General features: G+C 68.8%; 25 protein-coding genes. 10 read left to right on the top strand and 15 right to left on the bottom strand.

Features of this window, described 5'->3' with window-relative positions:
* Nucleotides 1-46 precede the first annotated feature (46 nt).
* The 4 genes from L0C25_RS06485 to L0C25_RS06500 form a co-directional block, all read right to left on the bottom strand.
* Nucleotides 47-1,231 carry a YihY/virulence factor BrkB family protein gene (locus L0C25_RS06485; RefSeq protein WP_271635628.1) on the bottom strand — a complete coding sequence of 395 codons (1,185 nt, stop codon included), beginning with the start codon at nucleotides 1,229-1,231 and terminating at the stop codon, nucleotides 47-49.
* Nucleotides 1,232-1,293: 62 nt separating this feature from the next.
* Nucleotides 1,294-2,955: an AMP-binding protein gene (locus L0C25_RS06490; protein WP_271635629.1), complete on the bottom strand. Its 1,662-nt coding sequence runs from the start codon at nucleotides 2,953-2,955 to the stop codon at nucleotides 1,294-1,296.
* Between the two features lie 17 nt (nucleotides 2,956-2,972).
* On the bottom strand, nucleotides 2,973-3,506 hold the full coding sequence (locus L0C25_RS06495; RefSeq protein ID WP_271635630.1) for a hypothetical protein: 534 nt from the start codon (nucleotides 3,504-3,506) through the stop codon (nucleotides 2,973-2,975).
* The gene (locus tag L0C25_RS06500) at nucleotides 3,496-3,954 is read right to left on the bottom strand and encodes a DUF6463 family protein (protein WP_271635631.1); all 459 of its coding nucleotides are present in this window, start codon (nucleotides 3,952-3,954) and stop codon (nucleotides 3,496-3,498) included. Before L0C25_RS06500 ends, L0C25_RS06495 begins: the two co-directional genes overlap by 11 nt.
* A gap of 36 nt (nucleotides 3,955-3,990) precedes the next feature.
* On the opposite strand from L0C25_RS06500, the gene L0C25_RS06505 reads away from it, so the two are divergent.
* Nucleotides 3,991-4,575: a TetR/AcrR family transcriptional regulator gene (locus L0C25_RS06505; RefSeq protein ID WP_271635632.1), complete on the top strand. Its 585-nt coding sequence runs from the start codon at nucleotides 3,991-3,993 to the stop codon at nucleotides 4,573-4,575.
* A gap of 117 nt (nucleotides 4,576-4,692) precedes the next feature.
* A complete protein-coding gene (locus tag L0C25_RS06510) occupies nucleotides 4,693-5,499 on the top strand; it encodes a hypothetical protein (RefSeq protein ID WP_271635633.1) in 807 nt (268 codons plus the stop codon).
* A 187-nt stretch (nucleotides 5,500-5,686) separates the two neighbouring features.
* Here L0C25_RS06510 and L0C25_RS06515 read toward each other — a convergent pair whose 3' ends face one another.
* From L0C25_RS06515 to iolC, 5 genes are read right to left on the bottom strand one after another with little or no spacing between them, the layout of a single operon-like run.
* Nucleotides 5,687-6,598 (bottom strand): sugar phosphate isomerase/epimerase family protein, encoded by a 912-nt coding sequence (locus L0C25_RS06515; RefSeq protein WP_271635634.1) that lies wholly within the window; start codon nucleotides 6,596-6,598, stop codon nucleotides 5,687-5,689.
* Nucleotides 6,595-8,499: a 3D-(3,5/4)-trihydroxycyclohexane-1,2-dione acylhydrolase (decyclizing) gene (iolD, locus tag L0C25_RS06520; protein WP_271636800.1), complete on the bottom strand. Its 1,905-nt coding sequence runs from the start codon at nucleotides 8,497-8,499 to the stop codon at nucleotides 6,595-6,597. The genes L0C25_RS06515 and iolD overlap by 4 nt, the downstream gene beginning before the upstream one ends.
* On the bottom strand, nucleotides 8,499-9,365 hold the full coding sequence (iolB, locus tag L0C25_RS06525) for a 5-deoxy-glucuronate isomerase (RefSeq protein WP_271635635.1): 867 nt from the start codon (nucleotides 9,363-9,365) through the stop codon (nucleotides 8,499-8,501). Before iolB ends, iolD begins: the two co-directional genes overlap by 1 nt.
* A gap of 29 nt (nucleotides 9,366-9,394) precedes the next feature.
* Entirely contained in the window at nucleotides 9,395-10,285 is an 891-nt protein-coding gene (locus L0C25_RS06530; RefSeq protein WP_271635636.1) for a class I fructose-bisphosphate aldolase, read from the bottom strand.
* Nucleotides 10,282-11,253, bottom strand: coding sequence for a 5-dehydro-2-deoxygluconokinase (iolC, locus tag L0C25_RS06535; RefSeq protein ID WP_271635637.1), 972 nt, complete (start codon nucleotides 11,251-11,253; stop codon nucleotides 10,282-10,284). The genes L0C25_RS06530 and iolC overlap by 4 nt, the downstream gene beginning before the upstream one ends.
* Nucleotides 11,254-11,420: 167 nt before the next feature.
* On the opposite strand from iolC, the gene L0C25_RS06540 reads away from it, so the two are divergent.
* The gene (locus tag L0C25_RS06540; protein WP_271635638.1) at nucleotides 11,421-12,548 is read left to right on the top strand and encodes a MalY/PatB family protein; all 1,128 of its coding nucleotides are present in this window, start codon (nucleotides 11,421-11,423) and stop codon (nucleotides 12,546-12,548) included.
* Nucleotides 12,549-12,700: 152 nt separating this feature from the next.
* On the opposite strand, the gene L0C25_RS06545 is transcribed toward L0C25_RS06540, so the two are convergent.
* Nucleotides 12,701-13,078 carry a VOC family protein gene (locus L0C25_RS06545; protein WP_271635639.1) on the bottom strand — a complete coding sequence of 126 codons (378 nt, stop codon included), beginning with the start codon at nucleotides 13,076-13,078 and terminating at the stop codon, nucleotides 12,701-12,703.
* The gene (locus L0C25_RS06550) at nucleotides 13,075-13,263 is read right to left on the bottom strand and encodes a hypothetical protein (protein WP_271635640.1); all 189 of its coding nucleotides are present in this window, start codon (nucleotides 13,261-13,263) and stop codon (nucleotides 13,075-13,077) included. Before L0C25_RS06550 ends, L0C25_RS06545 begins: the two co-directional genes overlap by 4 nt.
* An 86-nt stretch (nucleotides 13,264-13,349) precedes the next feature.
* On the opposite strand from L0C25_RS06550, the gene L0C25_RS06555 reads away from it, so the two are divergent.
* The 3 genes from L0C25_RS06555 (at nucleotide 13,350) to L0C25_RS06565 (ending at nucleotide 15,957) form a co-directional block, all read left to right on the top strand.
* Nucleotides 13,350-13,820 carry a CGNR zinc finger domain-containing protein gene (locus L0C25_RS06555; RefSeq protein ID WP_271635641.1) on the top strand — a complete coding sequence of 157 codons (471 nt, stop codon included), beginning with the start codon at nucleotides 13,350-13,352 and terminating at the stop codon, nucleotides 13,818-13,820.
* A gap of 152 nt (nucleotides 13,821-13,972) precedes the next feature.
* Nucleotides 13,973-14,656 (top strand): Abi-alpha family protein, encoded by a 684-nt coding sequence (locus tag L0C25_RS06560; protein WP_271635642.1) that lies wholly within the window; start codon nucleotides 13,973-13,975, stop codon nucleotides 14,654-14,656.
* Nucleotides 14,657-14,748: 92 nt separating this feature from the next.
* The gene (locus L0C25_RS06565; protein ID WP_271635643.1) at nucleotides 14,749-15,957 is read left to right on the top strand and encodes a hypothetical protein; all 1,209 of its coding nucleotides are present in this window, start codon (nucleotides 14,749-14,751) and stop codon (nucleotides 15,955-15,957) included.
* 120 nt (nucleotides 15,958-16,077) lie between these two features.
* Here L0C25_RS06565 and L0C25_RS06570 read toward each other — a convergent pair whose 3' ends face one another.
* Nucleotides 16,078-16,896, bottom strand: a complete 819-nt coding sequence (locus L0C25_RS06570; protein ID WP_271635644.1) for an ABC transporter permease — start codon at nucleotides 16,894-16,896, stop codon at nucleotides 16,078-16,080.
* Nucleotides 16,893-17,978: an ATP-binding cassette domain-containing protein gene (locus L0C25_RS06575; RefSeq protein ID WP_271635645.1), complete on the bottom strand. Its 1,086-nt coding sequence runs from the start codon at nucleotides 17,976-17,978 to the stop codon at nucleotides 16,893-16,895. The genes L0C25_RS06570 and L0C25_RS06575 overlap by 4 nt, the downstream gene beginning before the upstream one ends.
* Nucleotides 17,979-18,019: 41 nt before the next feature.
* Between L0C25_RS06575 and L0C25_RS06580 the strand changes: the two genes are divergently transcribed.
* Entirely contained in the window at nucleotides 18,020-20,239 is a 2,220-nt protein-coding gene (locus L0C25_RS06580; RefSeq protein ID WP_271635646.1) for a helicase-associated domain-containing protein, read from the top strand.
* A gap of 56 nt (nucleotides 20,240-20,295) precedes the next feature.
* On the top strand, nucleotides 20,296-21,303 hold the full coding sequence (locus L0C25_RS06585) for a glycerophosphodiester phosphodiesterase (protein WP_271635647.1): 1,008 nt from the start codon (nucleotides 20,296-20,298) through the stop codon (nucleotides 21,301-21,303).
* Nucleotides 21,304-21,419: 116 nt separating this feature from the next.
* Here the strand turns inward: L0C25_RS06585 and L0C25_RS06590 are convergent, their stop codons facing one another.
* Nucleotides 21,420-21,587 (bottom strand): hypothetical protein, encoded by a 168-nt coding sequence (locus tag L0C25_RS06590; RefSeq protein WP_271635648.1) that lies wholly within the window; start codon nucleotides 21,585-21,587, stop codon nucleotides 21,420-21,422.
* 110 nt (nucleotides 21,588-21,697) lie between these two features.
* Between L0C25_RS06590 and L0C25_RS06595 the strand changes: the two genes are divergently transcribed.
* Nucleotides 21,698-22,228 carry a CGNR zinc finger domain-containing protein gene (locus L0C25_RS06595; RefSeq protein ID WP_271635649.1) on the top strand — a complete coding sequence of 177 codons (531 nt, stop codon included), beginning with the start codon at nucleotides 21,698-21,700 and terminating at the stop codon, nucleotides 22,226-22,228.
* A 63-nt stretch (nucleotides 22,229-22,291) separates the two neighbouring features.
* Complete coding sequence (locus L0C25_RS06600; protein WP_271635650.1) at nucleotides 22,292-23,929, top strand: DNA repair helicase XPB; 1,638 nt, start codon at nucleotides 22,292-22,294, stop codon at nucleotides 23,927-23,929.
* Nucleotides 23,930-24,105: 176 nt separating this feature from the next.
* Here the strand turns inward: L0C25_RS06600 and L0C25_RS06605 are convergent, their stop codons facing one another.
* Nucleotides 24,106-24,558, bottom strand: a complete 453-nt coding sequence (locus tag L0C25_RS06605) for an NUDIX hydrolase (RefSeq protein WP_271635651.1) — start codon at nucleotides 24,556-24,558, stop codon at nucleotides 24,106-24,108.
* Nucleotides 24,559-24,644: the final 86 nt, after the last annotated feature.

A 24,644-nucleotide genomic window follows, 5' to 3' on the forward strand; every position in this document is an offset into this window, starting at 1 on the left:
AAGCCTAAGACACTGCCGCCCTCCGGTTCACGCGGTTAGATAGACGCTAGTCGTCGGTCCATGCATCCTCGCCGCGCCCGGCGAAGCCGTTGGGGTCGGCCGGCACCTCCAGCGTCGCCTCCGGCTCGAGGTCCACGGGGTCGTCGTCGAGCCGAGTGCCCTTGGCGGGCACGTCCTCCGCCGGCACGTCTTCTGCCGGCACGTCTTCTGCCGGCACGTCCTCGGCGGGCTCGCTCCGGGTGGCCTCCGAACGCGGGGTGCGGCGGTCGAACCGCACGTCCACCAGCTCGTAGCCCTTGTGCCGCTGTGCCCGCACGTAGCCGGCGTACGCGCGTTTGTCGGCCTCGGTGAGGTCGACGTTGTCGGTGAACGGGGTGAGCAGCGCGCGCGGGTAGAGGCGCTTGGCGAGTACGACGTTGATCTCGATCCCGAAGACGACGATGAACGCGCCGATGTAGATCAACCCGATGAGTCCGAGGACCAGCGCGAACGTACCGTTGACCTCGCTCGCCCCCTGGAGCACCTCGCGTACGTAGATCTCGCCGACTTGCTGCAGGAAGTGCCACGCGACCGCGACCGCGATCGCGCCGGGTGCGGCGCTGCGCAGGCGATGGTCGTACGCCGAGGCGAGCCTGAACAACGCGGTGAAGATGGACGCGAACAGCACCGTGGTCGCAACCGGGATCACCCAACCCGGCATCGACCCGATCGGGCCACCGAGCACATCGGAGTTGCGGGCGAACGTCGACCCGATCGCCGTCGCGAGCAGGGCGAGCCCGGCGATCAGCAGCAGGACGACGCTCTTGAGCCGCGAGACGATCGGGTTCGGCCGCGCGTTTCGCGGCACTGCCCATGCCACGTTGATCGCGTGCTGACCGGCCTGCGCGACCCCGAGTGAGCCGTACAACGCGACGAGCAGGCCGATCGTCACCGAGGCCGTGCTCCCGCTGAGCTCATCGGGTTGCGCGAGCCGGTCGCCGATCACCGGGAACTGGCCGAGTGCGGAGTTGAAGATCTCGTCGCGAAGGGCGTCGTCGCCCTGCAGGAAAAGGCCCAGCAGCGATGTGCCCAGGAGGAGCAGCGGGAAGATCGCGATGAATGCGTAGTACGTGATCATCGCCGCGAGATAGTTGCCCTGGTCGTCGCCGAACTTGTAGATGACGGCGATCGGATAGCCGAGCACGGCATGACGGCGCTGGAAGCCGTCGATCCGCTCGGTCAGGGTGGACACGCGGATACGCTATCTGCTATCGCTCGCGCCGCGCCGGGTACGCGCCCGCGCGACCCGTCGAGCTACGCGGTCGAGCCCGCCGCCGCGGGGTCGATGCCGAGCCGCTCGAGCGACTCCTTGCGCATCTGCACCTTGCGTACCTTGCCGGTGACAGTCATCGGGAACTGGTCGACCGTCAGGACGTATCGAGGGACCTTGTGCCGGGCGAGTCTGCCCTCGCAGAAGGCAGCGAGGGCCTCGGCGTCGAGCGACGAAGCGCCGGCACGCAACTGCACCCACGCACACAGCTCCTCGCCGTACTTCTCATCGGGTACGCCGACCACCTGCACGTCGGTGATGTCGGGATGTGTGTACAGGAACTCCTCGATCTCGCGCGGGTAGAGGTTCTCACCGCCGCGGATGACCATGTCCTTGATCCGGCCGACTATTTGTGCGTACCCGTCGTCGCGCATCTCCGCGAGGTCGCCGGTGTGCATCCAGCGCGCGTCGTCGATCGCCCCGCGCGTCTTCGCAGCGCCCTCGTCGTCATGGAGGGGCCAGTAGCCCAGCATGACCGAGTAGCCACGGGTGCAGAACTCCCCAGACGCCCCGCGCTCGACGGTCAGGCCGGAGACCGGGTCGATGATCTTGACCTCGACATGCGGGTGCACGCGTCCGACGGTCGCGGTACGTCGCTCGACATCGTCGTCGGGGCGGGTCTGCATCGATACCGGCGATGTCTCCGTCATGCCGTACGCGATGGACACCTGCTCCATGTGCATGTCGGTCATGCAGCGCTTCATCACCTCGACCGGGCAGGGCGAGCCGGCCATGATGCCCGTGCGTAGCGTCGACAGGTCGTACGACGCGAAATCCGGATGGTTCACCTCGGCGATGAACATCGTCGGTACGCCGTACAGCGCGGTGCACTGCTCGTCCTGCACCGCCTGCAGCGTCGCGGCCGGGTCGAAAGCGGGTGCAGGTATCACCATCGTCGCTCCGTGGGTCGTGCAGCCGAGGTTGCCCATCACCATGCCGAAACAGTGGTAGAAGGGGACCGGGATGCACAGCCGGTCGCGCTCGGTGAACTCGATCGTGTCGGTGACGAAGAACCCGTTGTTCAGGATGTTGTGGTGACTGAGCGTCGCACCCTTCGGGTAGCCGGTCGTACCGGAGGTGTACTGGATGTTGATCGGATCGTCGGTGCTCAGCTCGGACATGCGGTTGCGCAGTGCGTCGCGATCGTGCCTCTCCCCTGCCGCCACCAGCTCTGCCCAGTCGTCGCCGCCGATGTGGATCACCGTCTCGAGGTGGCCGCACTCGGGGCGTACCTCGTCGACCATCGCCGCGTAGTCGCTGGTCTTGAACACCGAAGCGGTGATCAGCATCCGCATGCCCGACTGGTTGATCGCGTACGACAGCTCGTGCGTGCGGTACGCCGGGTTGACGTTGACCAGGATCGCACCGACCTTCGCGGTCGCGTACTGCGCGATGGTCCACTCCGCGCAGTTCGGTGACCAGATGCCGATGCGGTCGCCCTTGGCGATGCCGCGGGCCAGGAGACCCAGTGCGAACGCGTCGACGTCGGCATTGAACTCGGCGTACGTCCAGCGGCGCCCGCTCTGCACCTCGACGAGTGCCTCGCGGTCACCGTGCGTCGCGACCGTGCGTTCGAGGTTGCCCCCGATCGTGTCGCCCAGCAAGGGGACTTCGGACGTTCCGGACACGTACGACAAGGAGCTCATATGCCGCAGGTTAACCGTTACGGCCGCCGCATGGGAGCCCTCTGCGCGCGTGCTCGGATCGCCCGCAGCCACACGCGTCGGATCACCGCGCTACCGACCCGAATGCCGACCCAGTACGCGGCGAACACGCGTCTCGACCGGGCGTCCGTGCTGCACACGCGGGTCTCGGTGGTGAGGTAGCCGTCGACGCTGCGGAAGTTGAACGCGATCTTCACGTGCCCCGGATCGGAGTCGGCCCGGAACGTCTCGACGGTCTGCGGGCCGGGATGCGAGGCGCCCCGCCGGGTCCGTTCGACCCTGACGATCAGCATCTCCTCGTCGGTGCGGTCGACCAGCTCGAACCCGTACGAGGTGAACCAGCCGAGCAGCGGGTCGTCTCCGGACAAACCGTCCCGCCCCAGACCACGCACCTTCATCAGGGCCTTGAATACCGGCACCTCACTCCACGTGAGCTCCTCGATCGCGCGGAACAGCTCTTCGACCGGCGCGTCGGTCGCGATCCGGTGTATCTCACGCTTGTCCCATCGCGGCATCGCCTCGTCAAGCAGCATGGGAGCTCACCTCCGGCGCGCGCTGGGCGGCGTACGCGGCGGAGAACGCCAGGGCCGCCTGCGGCCAGAACAGCCAGAACCCGCTCACCGGTATGAAGTAGACGAGCGCAGCGAACGCCACGAGGTACCAACCCAGGAAGGCCGGCACCTCGCCCGTACGCGCATGGTGCCGGGTGACCAGCTGGCCGACGAGCAGCATCGGAATGCCCGCGACCAGGAACCAGAACCACGACTCCCTGGTCGCCGAGCCGCTTTCGGCGCTGCCGATGCCGTCGGTGATCAGCGCGGCGACGCTGTCCCAACCGGCGACGACGCCGTACGCCAGATGAATGATGCCAGTCGCGATGAGCAACGGGCCGCAGAGCCTGCCCGCGCGGCGGGAGGCCGCGGCACCGCGTCCGCCCCAGGTATCCCACATTCCGACCGACCCCCATCGACTTCCATACACCTCTGTATGGAAGTGACCATACAGTACTGTACGGACATGTCAAGAGGTCAGGTTTCCCGCCAGGACTGGCTGAATGCCGCGCTCGACGCACTCGCGGACGGCGGAGTCGCGGCCGTGCGGGTCGACGTGCTCGCACGCCGACTCGGCATGACGCGCGGCAGCTTCTACTGGCACTTCAAGGACCGAGACGCGCTCGTCGCCGCCGCGCTCGAGGAGTGGGAGCTGGTGTGCACGACGCGCACGATCGAGCAGCTCGAGACGATCGCCGATCCGGGCGAACGCCTTCGTACGCTGCTGACGCACGCTCTCGACATCGAGGCGCTCTCCCGGCTCGAGCCCGCAATCGTGGCGCATGCCGGCGACCCGGTCGTCGCACCGATCCTGCGCCGGGTCACCGAGCGCCGCGTCGACTTCCTTGCGGAGGTCTACGCCGAGCTCGGGTACGACCGCGGCGATGCCCGACACCAGGCCCTCGTCGCGTACGCCGCGTACACCGGATGGCTACAGCTGCGCAGCACGGCTCCCGACGTACTCCCCGAGCTCGCCGACGCGGGCCGCACGGGCGAGGTGGCACGCGCCTATCTCGCCGACCGATTGATCTCGCGCCCCGTGTCGCGGTGATCTGGACGCGGTGGCCGTGAGGTGATGGACCGTGAGCGGAACGGGCGTACTATGAGCGGGGTCGCACAGCGATTCAAGAGTCCACATTGACACGGGGCACCCGAAAGGACGTCATGCATGGTGTTGCGCGCCGTTGCCGCTGCCGCCCCTAACCACGGAAGTCGCTCGACCGCGCTGCCCTCGCCACCGGCCGTCTGGCACACCTCGGAGTGCTGGCTGGCGTACGACGAGGCGGCGAAGGCCGGCTTCGTCAGCGCGATCTCGCAGCCGACGAGCGAGTACGCCCTCTGGGTGACCGACGTCGGCAGGTCGATCCTGGTCGACGGCGCCGAGGGCCGGGAGAAGTGGGGCATCGGATACCGCACCTGCATCGAGGTCAACCGCGCCAGCGAGCGCTCGAGCCGGGCGGCCATCGCGGCCGCCGTGCAGCTCGGTCAGCAGGACGCCCACGCGCGGCTCGAGGTGATCGGCTACACCGGCTCACGGGCCTGGGACGTCCGCTACACCCCGCGCAGGTTCGACCTCGCCGCCCACGAGGACCTCGAGCGCGCGATCGGCGATGCGCACCGCATCCTCGCGGAGGCATCCGCCGCCGAGCTGCTGCCGGTGTTGCTCGCCCGCGAGGAGCCGTCGTACGAGGACTCCACCTACGTCCCGATGAGCATCGGCGTGCCGTCCGACGCCGCCGAGCTGGCCGCCGACCACGTCGACGAGTCGATCCTGCTGGTCGGGCTGATCCACGGTGTCGCACAGGGCCAGCGCATCGTCGATGCCGCGAACCATCTACGCAACCGCAGTGACCAGCCGACCGACCGCATCCAGCGGCTCGCGACGGCGGTGTACGAGTTGATGGGCCACAACGACGGCGTGCCGTCGGCCGAAGCCGTACGCCGCGCGCGCGGTGCTCTGCAGCCGTTGCAGTAGCTCTCGGCTCGAATTCGGCACCACGCTGTCGTACGGTCCGTTGTGGAGGTGTTCTCGGATGCCCGGACTCGGAGGAGCGGTTCGTCGCGTTATGCGACGCTCCGTACGACAGCAGATGCGCAAGCAGCGGCAGGAAAAACGCCGCGAGGCCAAGCGCCAGCAACGCCCGCGCTGAGCGGCGAGCTGCTCAGCGCTGGGTGCCGATGTCGAGGGTGACACCGCCACAGCCGGCGAGGTAGGTGTGCGTACGCCGCGCGATCGGCAGCGGTACGTCGGGCTCGCAGGGGTACATGTCCTGCTCGACGATCGCGTACAGGTCGCGACCGAGGGCACCGGCCGCCTGCAACACCGGCTCCATCGGCGGCTCGCCCGTCGGCGGCTCGACCATCACCCCGCGGCGTACCGCCTCGGGGAACGACAGGTCCTCCGCCTCGACCTGCGCGACGATCGCCGGGTCGACCTGCTTGAGGTGGAGATAGCCGATGCGCTCCGGGTACTTCCGGATCAGCGCCAGGTTGTCGCCGCCGTAGTACGCGACGTGGCCGGTGTCGAGACAGAGGTTGACGTACGCCGGGTCGGTCGACTCGACGAAGCGCTCGATATCGGGCTGGTAACCCACATGGCTGTCGGCGTGGGAGTGGAACTGCAGGCGCAGGCCGTACTCGTCGAGGATCCGCCGCCCGAGCTCGTCCATGCCCTCGGTCAGCGACCGCCACTGCTGCGCGGTCAGCTCGCGGTTCTCCAACGGCGCGCCGGTCTTGTGGTCGCGCCAAGGGTCAGGGATCACCACGATGTGCTCGCCACCCATGGCCTTCGTCAGGCCCGCGACGTCGGAGACCTGCTTCCACACGTCGTCCCACGAGTCGGGCCGGTGCAGATGCTCGAACACCGTGCCCGCCGAGACCCGCAGCCCACGCGCCTCCAATGCGTCGCCGAGCTCGCCCGGGTCGGTCGACAGATAGCCGTACGGCCCGAGCTCGATCCACTCGTATCCGGCGGCCGCTACCTCGTCCAGGAAGCGGCCCGCCGCGGTCTGCGCGGAGTCGTCCGCGAACCACACCCCCCACGAGTCGGGGGCCGAGCCGATGTGGATGGTCATGCGTTCTCCTGTCCGTTCGTCGGCCGCAGGTAGGTTCGCTGCGCCGTCTTGTGCTTGTCGTAGACCCCCCGCGCCTCGCGGGTCGAGTCGAGTGCCGAGGTCTCCGCGACCGGAACGTCCCACCACGACTCGGAGTCGGGTGCGCCGGCGAACGGGTCGGTCTCGACGTGGATGACGGTCGTACGCTCGGCGGCCTTCGCCGCCCGGATGGCGTCGGTGAGCTCGGCCGTCGTCGCCGCACGTACGACCTCGGCGCCCAGGCTGCGCGCGTTGGCCGCGAGGTCGACCGGCAGCCGGTCGCCGTCGAGGCGTCCGGACTCCGATCGGTAGCGGTACTTCGTACCGAACCGTTGCGAGCCGAGCGACTCCGAGAGCGCGCCGATCGACGCGTACCCGTGGTTCTGCACGAGTACGACGATCAGCTTGAGCCCTTCTTGCACGGCGGTGACGAGCTCGGTCGCCATCATCAGGTACGAGCCGTCGCCGACCATCACCACGACGTCGCGGTCGGGGCTGGCCAGCTTCACGCCGATGCCGCCGGCGACCTCGTATCCCATGCAGGAGTAGCCGTACTCGACGTGGTATCCGTGCGCATCGCGTACCCGCCACAGCTTGTGCAGGTCACCCGGCATCGAACCGGCGGCACAGACCACGACGTCGCGCGCGTCGATGGTTTCGTTCACGGCACCCAACACCGCGCTCTGGCTCAGCAGCGCGCCCACCGGCTCGTCCGGGTGGTACGCAGCGTCGACGATCGTGTCCCAGTCGGCTCGGCGGCGTGCGATCTCGTCGTCGTACGCGGCCGCGACGCCGTGGCCGGCGAGTCGCTCGGCGAGCGTATCGAGCGTCACGCGCGCATCGGCGACGACCTCGAACCCGGCGTGCTTGACCGCGTCAACCCTTGCCACGTTGACGTTCACGAACCGCACGTCGTCGCGCTGGAACGCCGTACGACTCGCGGTGGTGAAATCGCTGAAGCGGGTACCGATGCCGATCACCACATCGGCGTCGCGAGCGAGTGCATTGGCCGCGGGCGTACCCGTCGACCCGATCGCGCCAACACACTGCGGGTGGCCGGACACCAGAGATCCCTTACCTGCCTGCGTCTGCCCGACCGGGATGCCGGTCTGCTCACAGAACCGGGCAAGCGCCTCCGTCGCACCCGAGTAGACGACCCCGCCACCGGCGACGATCAGCGGACGCTCGGCCGAACGGATCAGCTCTGCGGCCTCGGCGACCACATCCGGCTCGGGCATCGGACGCCCGACCCTCCAGACCCTGCGCTCGAAGAGCTCATCGGGCCAGTCGTACGCCTGCGCCTGCACGTCTTGAGGCAGGCACAGCGTGACGGCGCCGGTCTCGGCCGGATCGGTCAGCACCCGCATCGCGGCACGCAGCGCGGCCGGCGCCTGCTCCGGCCGGGTGATCCGATCGAAGTAGCGGGAGACCGGCCGGAACGTGTCGTTGACGTTGACGTCTCCGGCCTGTGGGTTCTCCAGCTCCTGCAGCAGCGGCGCGGCGCTCCGGTCGGCGAACGTGTCGGACGGCAGGAGCAGCACGGGTAGTCGGTTGACCGTCGCCAGCGCAGCACCCGTGACCATGTTGGTGGCACCTGGCCCGACGCTCGTCGTGACGGCGTACGTCTGCAGTCGGTCACTCGCCCGCGCGTACGCGACGGCGCTGTGCACCATCGCCTGCTCGTTGCGGCCGAGGACGTACGGCAGCGCGTGCGGGTCGTCGAGCTCAGACTCCAACAGTGCTTGACCGATGCCGGCGACGTTGCCGTGCCCGAAGATGCCGAAGCATCCGGCGATCAGCCGACGCTGGACCCCATCGCGTTCGCTGTACTGCGCCGAGAGGAAACGTACGACCGCCTGCGCCACGGTGAGCCGGATCGTCATCATGCACCGCCATCCAGTCGTGGGTCGATCTGCTGGTCGGCCCAGGTCTCGCGCACGAACGCGTGGTCGGGGTGATCGGAGATCCGCCAGGCGCGCTCGGGCGCCGGGCCGGCCATGACGTTGAGGTAGTACATGTCGAACCCGGGACCGGCGACACATGGACCGTGCCAGCCATAGGGCACCAGCGCGGTGTCGCCTTGGTGCACCTCGACCAGCACATCGATATCGCCTGCGGGCGACGACGACGTGCGGTGGAAGCCGAAGCCCGGTTCGCCTGCGGGGCCGGAAGCGATCTCGAAGTAGTAGATCTCCTCGAGTTCGGACTCCGCATCGGTGTGCTCGTCATGCTTGTGTGCCGGGTAGCTCGACCAGTTGCCGCTCGGTGTGACCACCTCGCACGCGATGGCGGCACCCGCGTCGAACGCGTCGGCCGTGCCGAAGTTGCGTACCTCGCGGCTGCACTGGCCGGCGCCGCGCAGCTCCACGGCGACGTCGGTGCGCGGCACGTACCGGAACTCCATCGCCCGCTCGGTGCGCGCTCCCGCGAGGGCGAACCTCCCGCCCTCGAGCGAGCTCACGGTGAACGTCGAGCGGATCGGCACGTACGCGAAGTCGCTCGGACCGGCGAAGACGTCGGTGCGACCTTCGAGGGTGAAGACCCGGTCGTCGCACTCGACCTCCGCCGACCCGGCGAGCGGAAGTACGAACAGCTCGTCGCCTCCCGACGCGATGGTGCGCGTGCCCCCGGCGGACAGCGTCAGGATCCGCAGTCCCGAGTAACCGCAACCGGCGGACTCGGGCGTCACCAGCACGTCGTAGCCGTCGGCGGCGGCTCGGCCGGAGGGTAGGAACAACTCTGCCGTCATCGGCGCTCTCCTCTCATCGACTCCGCCCTTCAGCGAACCAGGGACACGGCCGTATCGACCGCCGCGGTCACGTCGTCGTCGGCCGGGTAGAGCAGCGTGCGGCCGACCATCAGCCCGCGTACGGACGGCAGCGTCAGCGCGCGCTGCCACTGCGTGTACGTGGCGTCCGGGTCGCCGTTCGGATCACCGCCGAGCAGCAAGGTCGGCAGCGTGGTCGCCCGCATAACGGACTCCATGTCGTCGACCACAGGGAGTTTGAGCCAGGTGTACGCACTCGAGGCGCCAAGCCCCTGTGCGATGTGAACCGACAGCGCCACCTCGGATGCGCGCAGGTCGTTGACGACGCCCCGGTCGACGCGACGGGAGATGAACGGCTCGATCATCGCGACCCGGCCGGCGCGTGCGAGCTCGGAGACCGCGCGCCCGCACGACTCCATCGTGGTGACCGTCGACGGGTCGTCGAGGTCGATACGCAGCAGCATCTTGGCGCCGTCGAGTCCGGCATCGACCGCGCCTCGCACGTCGTACGCGGTGAACCGGTCGTCCATCTCGAACACCGAGCCGGCAAGGCCGCCACGGTTGAGCGAGGCGAAGACCAGCTTGTCCTCGAGGGCGCCGAGGAGTAGGAGGTCCTCGACGATGTCTGCGGTCGCGAGCACGCCGTCGACTCCGGGACGCGCGAGCGCCGTGGTGAGGCGGTCGAGCAGATCGCGGCGGTCGGACATCGCATCCGGGCGACCGCGTACGGAGATCGCACCGCGGGCGGGGTGGTCGCACGCGATGATCATCAGCCGCCCGTCATCGGGCGTCCGCGCCCGGCGCGTGCGCGCGGCGAACAGCTCGCCGATGCGCTCCGGCTCGCGGGCGCGTACGTCGGTCAGCTCGTCGTAGTCATGGACGAAGGCGGGGTGTCTGTTCATCGACGGCCCTCGTTGGGGTCGCCGCCGGCGAGCAGCGTCTCTATCTCGGCGCCCGTCGGCATCGCCGTCGAGCACTCGAGCCGCGAGGCGACGATCGCACCCGCAGCATTCGCCCGGCTCAGCAGCCGGTCGAGGGGAAGGCCGGAGAGCAGTCCGTCGGCGAGCGCACCACCGAAGCCGTCACCCGCGCCGAGTCCGTTGAGCGGCTCGATCGCGATCGGCTCCGACACGACGCGCTCGTCTCGCGTACGCGCGAGCACGCCCTTCGGACCCTGCTTGACGACGGCGAGCTCGACGCCCGCGTCGAGCAGTGCCTCGGCGGCACGGTCGGGCTCCGACTCGCCGACGGCGACCTCGCACTCCTCGAGGTTGCCGACCGCGACCGTGACGCCGGGCAACACCGTGCGGACCTGCTCTGTCGCCGCGGCGGCGGACTCCCAGAACATCGGCCGGTAGTCGAGATCGAGCACCGTGAACGACTTCCGTGCGCGCGCGGCGAGTACGTCGTGGTGCGTCTGCCGGCTGGGCTCCTCGCTCAACCCGGTCACCGAGAGCCACAACAGGTCGGCGTCGTGTACGGCGTCGAGGTCGACATCGGCCGTACGCACCTGCAGGTCGGGCGCGGTCGGGCGCCGGTAGAACCAGAGCGGGAAGTTGTCGGGCGGGAAGATCTCACAGAAGGTCACCGGTGTCGGGAACTCCGTGTTGGTCACGACGTGCCGGTCGTCGACGCCGAGACGGCGCAGCTCGGCGCGTACGTACCGGCCGAACGGGTCGTCGCCGACTCCGGTGATGATCGCGGCGTCACGGCCGAGCCGGGCGGTGGCCACGGCGACGTTGGCCGTCGTACCGCCGAGGTACTTGCCGAACGTCTCGACGTCCTCGAGCCCGACGCCGACCTGCAGCGGATAGATATCGACGCCGCTGCGCCCGAAGGTCAGGACCTCCGGCGTCGGCCGATCGCCCATCTCGCCACCCCTCTGTACAGCCGCCCGTGCCGTCTCGCCGGCGTCCGCACGGCGTACCGACGACGATACGGGCGGTCGCCGAGCGTCGTCAATCTTTGTCAGGACATACGGTCAATATGTGGTCTGCGCCTCACGGGAAGGTTGCCCGCGGATGCCACGATAGGCGCATGGCACAACTACCGGTCGACGACATCGAGCGCCTGCGCCAGCGGCGGAGCGTCAAATGGCGCGCCCACGATCGCGACGCACTCCCGCTGCCCGTGGCAGAGATGGACTTCCAGCTCGCGCCGCCCATCCGACGCGAGCTGCACGCCGCGGTCGACCGCTCGGACACCGGGTACGCGTACGCTGGAACGGACCTGACCGACGCGCTCACCGGCTTCGCGAAGCGGCGCTGGGACTGGACGATCGCGCCGGACTCCGTGACGGTGGTCGCCGACGTCGGAGTCGGCTGCGTCGAGCTGATCCGGATGCTGTGCAAGCCGGGCGACGGCGTCGTCGTGAACCCGCCGGTCTACGCGCCGTTCTTCGAGTGGATCGCCGAGACCGGGCGCCAGGTCGTCGAGGCACCGCTCGATGGCGGGTTACGCCTCGACCTCGACGCGCTGGAGGCCGCGTTCGCGAAGCGGCCGGCGGTCTACCTGCTCTGCAATCCGCACAACCCGGTCGGACGCGTCCACACACCCGAGGAGCTCGCGGCGGTCGTACGCCTCGCGGCGCAGTACGACGTGCGGGTGATCAGCGACGAGGTGCACGCCCCGCTCGTACTCCCGGGCGCCGCACACACGCCGTTGCTCACCGTGCCGGGCGCGGACGACGTCGCCATCGCCCTGGTGGCGGCCAGCAAGGCGTGGAACCTCGCCGGTCTGAAATGCGCCCAGATCGTCACTGCCTCCTCGGAGATGCGGTCGGTCACCGACCGCCTACCGGTCAACGTGCGCTACCGCGTCGGACACTTCGGCGTCATCGCGTCGGTCGCCGCGTACACCGAGGGCGAGGCCTGGTTGGACGACCTGCTCGAGACCCTCGATGCGCGTCGCGACCTGCTCGGCCGGCTCCTCGCCGAGTCGATGCCGGAGGTGCGCTGGCAACGCCCCGACGCGACGTACCTCGGATGGCTCGACTGCCGCGCGATCGGCCCGGATGCCGAACCGTACGAGAAGTTCCTCGCCGCCGGGGTCGTGACCGACCCGGGCCCGAAGTTCGGCACCGGCGGCGGGGGGCACGTACGGCTCAACCTCGCCACCAGCGAGGAGATCCTCACCGAGGCGGTCGAGCGCATGTCCGCGGCCTGACCTTGCCCCGCGGATTACCACGGGCCCATAGCAGCCTGCGCCTCTCCTGTGCCAGGACATGGGAAACCACGCCGATAGGTAGCAAACTTGCTACGTAGCGGCGCGGATTACCATGGGCCCATGGTAATCCGCGCCGCCGCATCGGGCCGAAATCAGCAGGCGCAGAGGCAGAACGGGTGGCCGGCGGGGTCGGCGTATACCCGGAAGGTGCGTGTGTCGCTGGCGCGCGGCGGCTCCACCGGGTCGAGCGGAGTGGCCCCGAGCTCGACGACCCGGGCATGGGTCGACTCGAACTCGTCTACGGCGAGGTCGAGGTGGAACTGCTGCGGCGCCCCGTCGGGCCAGGCCGGCGACTCGTAGTCGGGGATTTGCTGGAAGGACAGCGTGGGCGTTCCTTCCAGGTCGACCCAGTCGTCCTCGCTGTCGGCCGTGACGGCCCGGTCGAGGATCTGCGAGTAGAAGTCGGCGAGTGAGCGGGCGTCCGGACAGTCGAGTACGACCGCGCCGAACCCGATCTTTGCATCGGTCATACGGCGCACCCGACGGTCCGCGTACGTACGGCCGGCTTCGCATTGCCACGCGGGCGCAGCGCGGACCGGAGGGCGCCGACGAGCGACCGCAGCGTGCCGCGCCCTTCGCGAACCCGCGCCGGGCGAGCCTCGTCGAGCCGGTGCTGCTGCCATACGGCTGCTGGGTGATATCGGTCGGGGTACACGGCGAGCTCCAATCGGAGTAACTGGTCATCTAAGAATGACAGTTACGCGTCCATTGTGCAACCGGCAATTGGCTTACACTGGTTTCATGGACATGGACCCGGCCGACACGGTGGTGGCGTTCCTCAACACCATCGACGTCGAAGACGACATCGACACCATGGCGAACCCCGACGAGTGGGCGACGTGGGTCGAGTCGACGCTCGGCATCGACGAGCGACAGACCCGCCAGCGTCGCGGTCAGGCGTACGACCTGCGTACCTACCTGCGCGCGGTCGCGATGGGCGAGACGCCCGCCCGGCCGGTGCCGGTGCCGGTGTCGGTCTCGCTCGACACCGACGGCGCACAGCTGACCTCCGAGACGGCGGTCGGTGCGATCGCGACGGCCGTCGCACGGCTGTCGATCGACGGGCGGTGGATGAGGGTGAAGATCTGCCCCGCGGACGACTGTCGCTGGGCGTTCTACGACGGCTCACGCAACCACTCCCGCCAGTGGTGCTCGATGAGCGTGTGCGGGAACCGTGCGAAGGTACGCAAGCACCGCTCGCGTACTGCCTGAGCCGATACCCGTCGCACACGCCACGATCGGTGCGCCTAGTAGAGTGACTCAACTCGCAACCGAGAGTTGCACCGCGTGGTTCAGCCGGCCGGACCCCTGCCTCCATGACGCGCGTACTGACAGGAATCGCGATGCCGATGGATACTGAGCCGATGCCCGACAGCTTGAGCGACGACGAGCCTCGGCTCCCGCTGCGACCGATGGGCGCATCGCTGTCGATGGCCGCGTCGATGATGCGCAACGTCCCGGTCTTCGGACCCGGGATCGCGGCCGCGCAGGATGAGCTCGGCAGGGTCGAGAACCTCATCTGGCGCGAGGTCAAACATCGGATCGACGACGGCGAGTACGCCGACAGCCACGGGCGAAGCAAGGCGGCCCAGCGGCTGTCGGACCTGCTCACCCAGGCAGTCGAGCAATCGGCGGCGCATGCCCGCGAGCACCTGATCGTGCGGCTGCTCGACGACATCGAGCCCGACGAGGCACGGATCCTCGCGGCCTTGTCCGACGGCACGACGTACCCGCTGATCCACGTCATCACCAAGTCCGCGTTCGGGACGGCCGGAGCCCGCGTGCTCGAGAACGTCTCGAGCGTCGGCCGCTCGGCGGGCATCGCACTACCCGACTACGGGCAGATCTACGTCGCCCGGCTGCGCCGGCTCGGGCTGGTCACGGTCGGCCCCGCGTCGTCCGAGCACGCCGACGGGTACGAGCTGCTCGCGACCGACGGGGCAGTCCGCGAGGCGCGCGAGGCACACGACGCGCCCACCCGCATTCTGCGGCGCACCCTTTCCCTCAGCGCCCTCGGCAGCGACCTCTGGGACCTCGCCCATGACTAGGGCGTGTCCCGCAAATCCGCGTCGATCAGGGAGCGGGTCTCGGCGCGCGATCCGGCAAGGCGCGGGAGCGAGCACGGAGCCAGGCCGACCCATTGCTGAGTGACGCCTGGATCTACCTCGCCATGCCACTGTGCATGGCCCTGATCGGGTACGTCACCAAGCTGCTCGCGATCAAGATGATGTTCGCGCCGATCGAGCGGCGCAGCTGGGGACCGTTCGGCTGGCAGGGCATCGTGCCGCGCCACGCGGCGCGGATGGCGTCGATCGCGGTCGACCTCATGACATCGCGGCTGCTGAGCCCGCGCGACGTCATCGACCGGCTCGACCCGGAGCTGATCGCGCGCGAGCTCGATGAGCCCCTGCGCGAGACGGTCGACGAGGTCGTCCGCGATGTCATGCGGGAGTACCAGCCCGGCGTCTGGGAGGCGATGCCGCGCGGGGCACGCGACCTGCTGATCCGGCGCGTGAAGGACGACGCGCCGGACGTGATCGCCGGGGTACTCCGCGACATCCGCGGCGACATCGACCAGGTGCTCGACCTCAAGTCGATGGTCGTGACGAACCTCGTACGCGACAAGGCGCTGCTGAACCGGATGTTCCAGGAGGCGGGCGCGAAGGAGTTCACCTTCATCGCGAGGTCGGGAATCTACTTCGGCTTCCTGATCGGCTGCGTGCAGGCACTCGCCTGGTACTTCACCCAGAACCCGCTGCTGCTCCCGCTGTTCGGCATCTTCACCGGGTGGTTCACCGACTGGCTCGCGCTCAAGATGATCTTCTTCCCGATCCGGCAGCGCCGGTTCGGCCCGTTCACGTGGCAGGGACTCTTCCTTGCGCGGCGACGCGAGGTCGCCGACGGCTACTGCCAGCTGATCGCCACCGAGCTGATCACGCCGCACCACCTGTTCGAGGCGCTGCTCAAGGGGCCGCTCTCGGATCGTGTGTTCGTCATGGTGCAACGCCACGTACAGCGTGCGATCGACGCCCAGAGCGGAGTCGCGCGCCCGATCGTGATGCTGGCCGTCGGCAGCACGACGTACCAGAACATGAAGGGCACCGTCGCCGACCGGGTCATGGAGCGGCTGCCCGACACGCTGTCGCAGATCGAGGACTACGCGGCCGACACCCTCGACATCGCTCAGACGATGCGGCGAAAGATGGACGACCTCACCGACGAGGAGTTCCTGCAGCTCATCCGCCCGGCCTTCCAGGCCGACGAATGGAAGCTGATCGCCGTCGGTGCCGCGCTCGGCGGCATCATGGGCGAGGCACAGGTACTGCTGCTGGAGTACCTGCACATGTGAGTGTTCGGAGCGACGCTACCGTCGGATGGCAAGCCGAGTACATGCGTCCGCTGCGCCGAGGTACGGATTCCGGCCAATCCGCCACCGTTGGATTGGCCGGAATCCGTACCTCGGCGGGAACTACGCGTCGCGGCGTACGAAGAGCACGGTCATCAGCAACAGCAGTGCGCCGACGAACGCCGCCATACAGACGCCGCCGCCGACCGCACCGAGCGGCTCGACGCCGCTCAGCGTGTCGATCATGTCGGACATGTCGGCTCGGGTGTACATCTTGCCGCCGGCCTCGAACGGCAGGTATCTCGCGAGCGTGCCGATCGCACCGGGATCACCTGACGTCGCCGCCTTGATCAGCAGGATGGTACGAACGATCGGCTCGATCACGATCGGCATCGCCAGCATCGTCACGATCGCGCCGGTCTGGTTGCGTACGAGCCCCGCGAACGCGAGCCCGGCCAGCGCGAACAACGCGGTGTACGTCATCGCGCCGAGGATCAGCCCTCGCAGCTCGGCGTCGAAGGCGACGTCGCGGCCGCTGAAGATCGACGCGTTGACGAAGCCGACCAGCATCGCGAGCGTCGACGCGATCGCCGCGACGACGGCGACCGTGATCACCTTCGCCAGCACGACCGCCCACCGCTTCGGCACCGCCGTCAACGTCGTGCGGATCATCTGATGGCGATACTCATGGCCCATCGACAGCACGCCGATGACACCGATGATGTAGGCCATCAGCAGCGGCGCGAACCCGGTCGACGCACCGAGCGTGATGATCGCGGCGTCGACCTGCGTGCCGCCGGTGCTCGAGGCCTCGACCGACTCCGTGATGATCGCGACCGCCATCGTGGCGAAGAAGTAGAGCACCAGCGTCCCGATGATCAGCCAGTACGTGGAGCGGACGGTGAGCAGTCGCGTCCACTCGTAGCGAAGCGCGGCGATCATCGGCGGTCCCCGTCATGCGTCGGTGGCGGCTCTCTGTCCGATCCGTCGGACGGGCGTACCTCGGGCTCACCGTACGGCCGCCGCGTTGCCTGACCGGGCGGTCCGGCCGCACCGGTCGACGGTGGTTGGCGCCCGGCCAGCTCGGGTGGCAGCTCGATGCCACTGAACTCCTGGTCACGCTCCGTCGCGTCCAGGAACGCCTCCTCGAGGGTGGCCTCCCGCACGAACAGCTCGTGCAGTCGTACGCCGAGCTCGTACGCCGTGTCGCCGACCTGCTCGATGCTCAGCCGCTTGACGGAGTATCGCGGGAGCCCGCTCTCCGCACCGGTGTCCTCGGGATCCGCCTCGACGAACCCGCCGAGCTCGGCGAGTTTCGGCCCCAGACGCTCGATATCGGGAGACCGGACGATCACGCTGGTGCGATCGCTCGACCGGATGAAGTCCGTGACCTGCCCGCTCGCGATCATCCGCCCGCGACCGATCACCACCAGCTGGTCGGCGAGCAGCGCCATCTCCGACAGCAGGTGGCTCGAGACGAACACCGACCGTCCCTCGCCGGCGAGCTGCTTGAGCAGGTTGCGCAGCCACTGGATGCCTTCCGGGTCGAGCCCGTTCGCGGGCTCGTCGAGAATCAGCGTGTGCGGGTCACCCAGAAGCGCGGCGGCCATGCCGAGGCGCTGGCCCATGCCGAGGCTGAACTTCTTCGGCCGGCCGTTGGAAACGGTCGACAGCCCGACCATCGCGAGCACCTCATCGACCCGGCTGGTGGAGATGCCGTTTGCTGCGGCAAGCATGCGCAGGTGGTTGCGGGCCGTGCGCGTCGGGTGGAACGGCTTGGCCTCCAGCAGTACGCCGACATGTCGCATCGGCTGGTTGAGGCTCTGGAACGGCTGCCCGTCGTACGTCGTGTTGCCCGACCCGTTGTCCAGCCCGAGCATCAACCGCATGGTCGTCGACTTGCCCGAGCCGTTCGGGCCGAGGAAGCCCGTCACGCTACCGGGGTTCACCTGGAACGACAGATCGATGACGGCGACCTTGCTGCCGTACGACTTGCCCAGGTTGTCCGCTCGAATGACCGCCATCGCGTCACAGCATGCCATCCCGCGTTGGCTACCGTGGACACGTGTCTCCGTCAGCGGCAGCTCCGCGCACCCTCGCCGAAGAGCTACGACGCCGCTCCGACCAACAGTTGGCGGATCTGTTCCGGACCCGCCCAGACATCGGCATACCCGCTCCGGTCGACACGAGCCAGGTCGCGTCGCGCGCCGTGACCAGAGTTTCGGTGAGCCGGGCACTCGACCGGCTCGACAGCGGACAGCTCTGCGTTCTCGAGGCCCTGATGGTCACCGACGCGCCGGTCACCCCGGCGAAGGTACGCCGGCTGGTCGATGCCCCGCGTGCGTACGTCGACGACTCGATCGCCGTCCTACGCGAGCTCGCACTGGTGTGGGGTACGCAGCGCGCCCTGCACGTCGTGCGAACCGTTCACGACGTCCTCGGGCCGCACCCCGCGGGACTCGGCCCGCCGAGTCCGTCGCTGGACGCCGGGCGCATCGCCGACCTGATCGCCGACGCGTCCGCGGAGCGGCCGGACGCCGCGGCCGTGCTCGACCGACTCGCCTGGGGCCCACCGACCGGCGTCATCGGGCGGAGCTCCGAGACCGTACAGGCGCTCGTCGGCCGGCGTCTGCTGATCCCCGTCGACGACGACACCGTCGCGTTGCCGCGCGAGGTCGGCCTGCACCTGCGCGGAGGGCGCACGACCCGCGAGCCGATCGATCGGCCGCCCGCGATCGCAACCGTGCCGCGAGACGCTGCCAGGATCGCCAACGCCGCGGCCGGTGCGGCGTTCGACGTGGTCCGCCGGGTCGACCAGCTGCTCGAGCACTGGTCGCTCAACCCGCCGTCGGTGCTGCGATCCGGCGGTGTCGGCGTGCGAGACGTACGCGAGGTGGGAGCACTCCTCGGGGTCGAGTCCGCCGACGCGTCGTACCTGGTCGAGCTTGCGTTCGGCGCCGGTCTCCTCGCCCGGTCCGAAGACCGCGAGCTCGGCCATGTGTGGCTCCCCACCAACGAGTACGACGGCTGGCGCGACGAACCCTTGGCACGGCAGTGGTCGACCCTCGTACGATCCTGGCTGACCGGCGGGCGGCTCGCCTCGCTGAGCGGCTCACGCGACGAGCAGGGCCGGGTGGTCAACACGCTCGCGTACGACCTGGAACGCCCGCTCGCCCCGTCGGTGCGGCGGCTGACGCTGGAGATCGCCGGATCGGTGGCACCCGAGGCGTACGCGAGCGCGGACGACGTGGTGAAGCAGGCCCGTTGGTACCGTCCCCGGCGCAACGAGCTGCGCGACGACATCGTGCGCGCATCCCTCGCCGAGGCGCAGGTACTCGGGCTCATCGCCGCGGGCTGTCTGTCGTCTCCGGCCCGCGAGCTGCTCAACGGCGCCGACGGGGCCGACGCGCTCGCCCCGCTGCTGCCGGAGCCGGTCGACCATCTGATGATCCAGGCCGACCTGACCGCCGTCGCGCCCGGACCCCTCGAACGCTCCGTGGCGGCGAGCGTCGGCGACATCGCCGACATCGAGTCCCGCGGCGGCGCAACGGTCTTCCGCTTCACCCCGGCCTCGATCCGCCGAGCGCTCGACCGGGGTTGGCCGGCCGACCGCATCCACTCACTCGTCGGCGAGCTCTCGATCACGCCGGTGCCGCAGCCGCTCACGTACCTGATCGATGACGTTGCCCGCAGGCACGGCAGGCTCCGTGTCGGCAATGCGTCGGTGTACGTACGCTGCGACGACCCGACCGAGCTCGACGCGCTGATCAACAACCCGGTCGTCGAGTCGCTCCGGCTACGACGGATCGCGCCGACGGTCGCGCTCAGCGACGCACCGGCCGACATCGTCATCGACCGGCTCACCGATGCGGGCGTGCCACCCGTCGCCGAAGGAATGGACGGCACGCTGCACGTACCCGAGGCGGAGCGCCGCCGGGCGACCGGACGTCCCCAACCGGCGACGTCGCGCGCGCCCGGACTGTCCGGCGACCAGATCGACCGGCTCGTACGCGCGATCCGGGTCGGTGACAGCGCCGCGGACCGGCGACCGGTCGGCGGCGACCAGCCGTCGGCGGCGGGGACCCTCGCCGCGCTGCGAGACGCCGTCGAGAGCGGCTCGACCGTGTGGCTCGCCTACCTCGACCAAGCAGGTACGCCGTCGGAACGAGTGGTCGACCCGATCCGCGTCGACGCCGGCTGGCTCACGGCGTACGACCATCGCAGCGAGCGGGCGCAGAGCTTCGCGATCCACCGCATCGGGAAGGTCTCGACCCGACACGCGTAGATCGGCACGCTCCCCGCACCCGGATTGCTTGGCCGTACCACCTAGGGTTGGGGCACGTGTACCGCTCTCGCCGTCCAGACGCCGCCCGAACGGTCCCCACTGCCCTCGGGGTGCTGACGCTTGTCGTCGTGCTGCCGACGTCATCGGCAGGTGTGGCACCCGACTCGACGACAGCGGCGGGGGTGTCGCCGACGATCGCGAGCCGATCGGACGACGCGGTCGAGAAGAACAAGCCGCCCCGCATCATCGCGCACCGCGGAGCGAGTGCGAAGTTCCCCGAGAACACCATGCTGTCGTTCCGCAAGGCGATCAACCGCGGTGCCGACTGGATCGAGATGGACGTGCAGCGCACGAAGGACGGCCGCCTCGTCGTGTTCCACGACTGGTCCCTTCGCCGGACGACCAACGTGGAGAAGGTGTACCCGAAGCTGAAGAGCCCGTCGGTCGGCGACCTCTCGTACAAGAAGCTGCGCAAGCTCGACGCCGGCAAATGGAAGAAGAAGCGGTTCAAGGGCGCCAGGATCCCGCCGCTCAAGCAGGTACTGCGACTCGGCAAGAAACGCGACGTCAAGATGCTCGTGGAGTTGAAGAACCCGGGCCGCTACCCCGGCATGATGAAGAAGACGCTCAAGCTGTTCAACCAGCTGAACCTGATGAAACGAGGCCACAAGCACGACCGCGTGCAGCTGCAGAGCTTCAAAATCCGCACGATGCGCCATGCGGCCAAGCACAGTCCGAAGGTCGAGATCGGGTTGCTGTATCCCGACCCGCCCGTGACGCTCAAGCGGCTGCGCTGGGCGCAGAACATCAACTCCTACCACCGCGAGGTGGAGCGCAAGTACATCCGGCGTGCCCAGAAGGACTACAACATCAGGGTGTTCGTCTGGACGGTCAACGGCAACGGCGGGGTCAAGCGGGCGATGCGGATGAATGCCAACGGCATCATCACCGACCGGCCCAAACACACCCGCAAGGTGGTGAACCGGAACAAGCGGTTCGCGCCCGACGAGCTACGCATCCAGCTGCCGCCGTACGACGGCACCGTGCCACGGCATCGCGCTTAGGCGAGGCGGATCGCACGCCCGTCGGACTCACACAATGGCGCCGAGGCACGGAGCGCGGCCAATGGCGGGGGGTCCATTGACCGCGGTCGATACCTCGGCGCGGTGGTGGTGCGCGCTCAGCGCACGACGGCGCTGTGCACCTGGCCGGTCAGTCGCTCTCGCCGGCGACGCAGCCTGGTCTCTCGATTCGCGAGACGAACCGTCGTGGACAGCGATGCGGCTTCCGCACCCGCCCGCCGGTACGCGCCGAGCTCACGCGCTACGGCATCCGGTGCGGTCACCATGACAACTCCTGACAGGTCTGAAAGTTGGGGTGTGATCACGGTCATGTGATGTAAGGCACATCTACCGTTACTGACTCTTACATCTTAGCCGTCGCGCGTACGATGCTCAAGTGGACCTTGTTCGTTACGCCGAGCGCGCCGCCGACCTGGTGAACGCCGACCTCGAACCGACCGAAGCGGTCGACGCGTACCTCGCCGACCGCCGGTGGCTCGCCGACCAGGTGACCGATAAGGACGCCCGGCTGCTGCGCCGTTTCCAGAAGGAGCTGCGCCCGATCTTCGATCAGCGGGCCCGCGACGCCGAGGTCGTCGACCTCCTGAACTCCTTGCTCGGCAAGCACCCGGTCACGCCCTACATCGCCGGCGACGACGCCGACTCGTGGCACCTGCACGTCAGCAACAAGGCATCGACGGTTGCGGACCTGCTGGTCGCCGAGGCCCTGATGGGACTCGCGACGCTCGCCTGCGACCTGGGTCCGGGCCGGTTCGGAGAGTGCCAGGCGAGCCGCTGCGACGCGGTGTTCGTCGACACCTCACCGAACCAGTCGCGGCGCTACTGCTCCGAGCGATGCTCCTCGCGTGCCAACGTCGCGGCGTACCGTGCGCGACAGAAGGCGCTAGCCCGCGAGGATGCGGACTGAGACGACCCCGGCGGAATCCGCCGGCGACGTAGAATTGTCAGTTCGTCTCAGAGAGGTACCCGTGTGTCCTGCTTGATCGTCCAGTCCGACAAGTCGCTACTGCTCGAGGTCGACCACGAGCAGAGCGCGGCTTGCCGCCGGGCAATTGCTCCGTTCGCCGAGCTCGAGCGCGCGCCCGAACACATCCACACCTACCGCATCACGCCACTCGGCCTCTGGAACGCGCGCGCCGCCGGTCACGACGCCGAGCAGGTCGTCGACACCCTGATGGAGTACTCGCGATACCCCGTCCCCCATGCCCTGCTCGTCGACGTCGCCGAGACGATGTCGCGGTACGGCCGGCTGCGACTCGAGAAGCATCCGACGCACCACCTGGTACTCGCGACGACCGATCGTCCCGTGCTCGAAGAGGTCATGCGACACAAGCGCATCGCGCCGATGCTCGGCGACCGCATCGACGACGAGACCGTGGCCGTACACCCGTCGGAGCGAGGCCAGCTCAAGCAGGCACTGCTGAAGGTCGGCTGGCCGGCCGAGGACCTCGCCGGGTACGTCGACGGCGAGCACCATGCGATCGAGCTGGCCGAGGACGGCTGGTCGCTGCGGCCGTACCAGCAGGAGGCCGTCGAGTCGTTCTGGCACGGCGGGTCCGGCGTCGTCGTACTCCCCTGTGGCGCGGGCAAGACGCTTGTCGGCGCGGGCGCGATGGCGGAGGCCAAGGCGACCACGCTGATCCTGGTCACCAACACGGTCGCCGCGCGGCAGTGGAAGGACGAGCTCGTCCGCCGCACGTCGCTGACGGCAGACGAGATCGGCGAGTACTCCGGCACCCGCAAGGAGATCCGGCCCGTCACGATCGCGACGTACCAGGTGATGACGACGCGGCGGAAGGGCACGTACACCCATCTCGAGCTGTTCGACGCGCGCGACTGGGGCCTGGTCGTGTACGACGAGGTGCACCTGCTCCCGGCGCCGATCTTCCGGATGACCGCCGACCTGCAGGCGCGGCGGCGCCTCGGACTCACCGCGACGCTCGTCCGCGAGGACGGTCACGAGAACGACGTGTTCAGTCTGATCGGGCCGAAGCGGTACGACGCACCGTGGAAGGACATCGAGCAGCAGGGCTACATCGCGCCCGCCGACTGCCTCGAGGTGCGCGTGACGCTCAGCGACGGCGAGCGCATCGCATACGCCACCGCCGAGCCGGACGTGCGCTACCGGCTCGCGTCCTCGACGGATCGCAAGACGGCGGTCGTCGAGGAGCTGGTCGAACGTCACCGTGGCGATCCGACGCTGGTGATCGGGCAGTACATCGACCAGCTCGACGACCTGGCCGAGCGCCTCGGTGCGCCCGTGATCAAGGGCGAGACGAGCGTCAAGGAGCGCGAGCGGCTGTTCACGGCGTTCCGGGAGGGGGAGCTCGATCTGCTCGTCGTCAGCAAGGTGGCGAACTTCTCGGTCGACCTCCCCGAGGCGAGCGTGGCGATCCAGGTGTCGGGAGCGTTCGGGTCGCGCCAGGAGGAGGCGCAGCGGCTCGGCAGGCTACTGCGGCCCAAGGAGGACGGCCGTTCGGCGCACTTCTACGCCATCGTCTCGCGAGACACCGTCGACGCCGACTTCGCCCAGCACCGACAGCGTTTCCTCGCCGAGCAGGGGTACGCGTACAACATCGTCGACGCCGAAGACCTCTCCTCCCGCTGACCCACGGGACCTGCGGCCGACTATGCCCTGCGGATTACCATGTGCCCATGGTAATCCGCGCCGCTACCCAGCAAGTTTCCTGGGTAGCGGCGCCGACTTGCCCCCGAGGCGTACGCAGCCTTGCCATGGCTCCAGGGTATGGTGCGACACTGGCCACGGACCGCGCTCCCGCGACGTCACTGTTCCAGCAGGTCGACCAGGTTCGCGGGATAGACGGTCTCGTCGGTCGTACGCAGCTCGTGAAGGGTCCACCAGCGGTAGCTGTTCACCGACCGTCGTTCCAGCTCGGTCCAGCCACGCGTATCGACGTCGGGCACGTCATCGACCCGTACGCGGTAGTACGACTCCTGTTGGCGAATCATGCCGCCGTTGAACGCGAACTCGGTGTACCGCTCGTACACGACCGGTCCCAGCTCGTCGACGCGTACGCCGGTCTCCTCCAGGAGCTCCCGCCGCCCCGCGTCCTCGATCGTCTCGCCCGGATCGACGCCTCCGCCGGGGGTGAACCACCACGTACCGCCTTCGGGACGCGCGGGATCGCCGCCGTTGAACAGCAACGTACGTCCGGCCGCGTCGACCAGTACGACCCGCGCGGCGAGTCGGTCTGCTGCGTTGTTCTCGATGCCCACGCACAGCAGCCTACGAGCGGCCCGGGCCGGTGCTGTCGCCGCATCGCAGACCTACGGCTCGGCGGTGCACGATCGCCGACTCGGCG

The sequence above is a fragment of the Solicola gregarius genome (assembly GCF_025790165.1).
In the GTDB taxonomy this organism is placed as follows: domain Bacteria; phylum Actinomycetota; class Actinomycetes; order Propionibacteriales; family Nocardioidaceae; genus Solicola; species Solicola gregarius.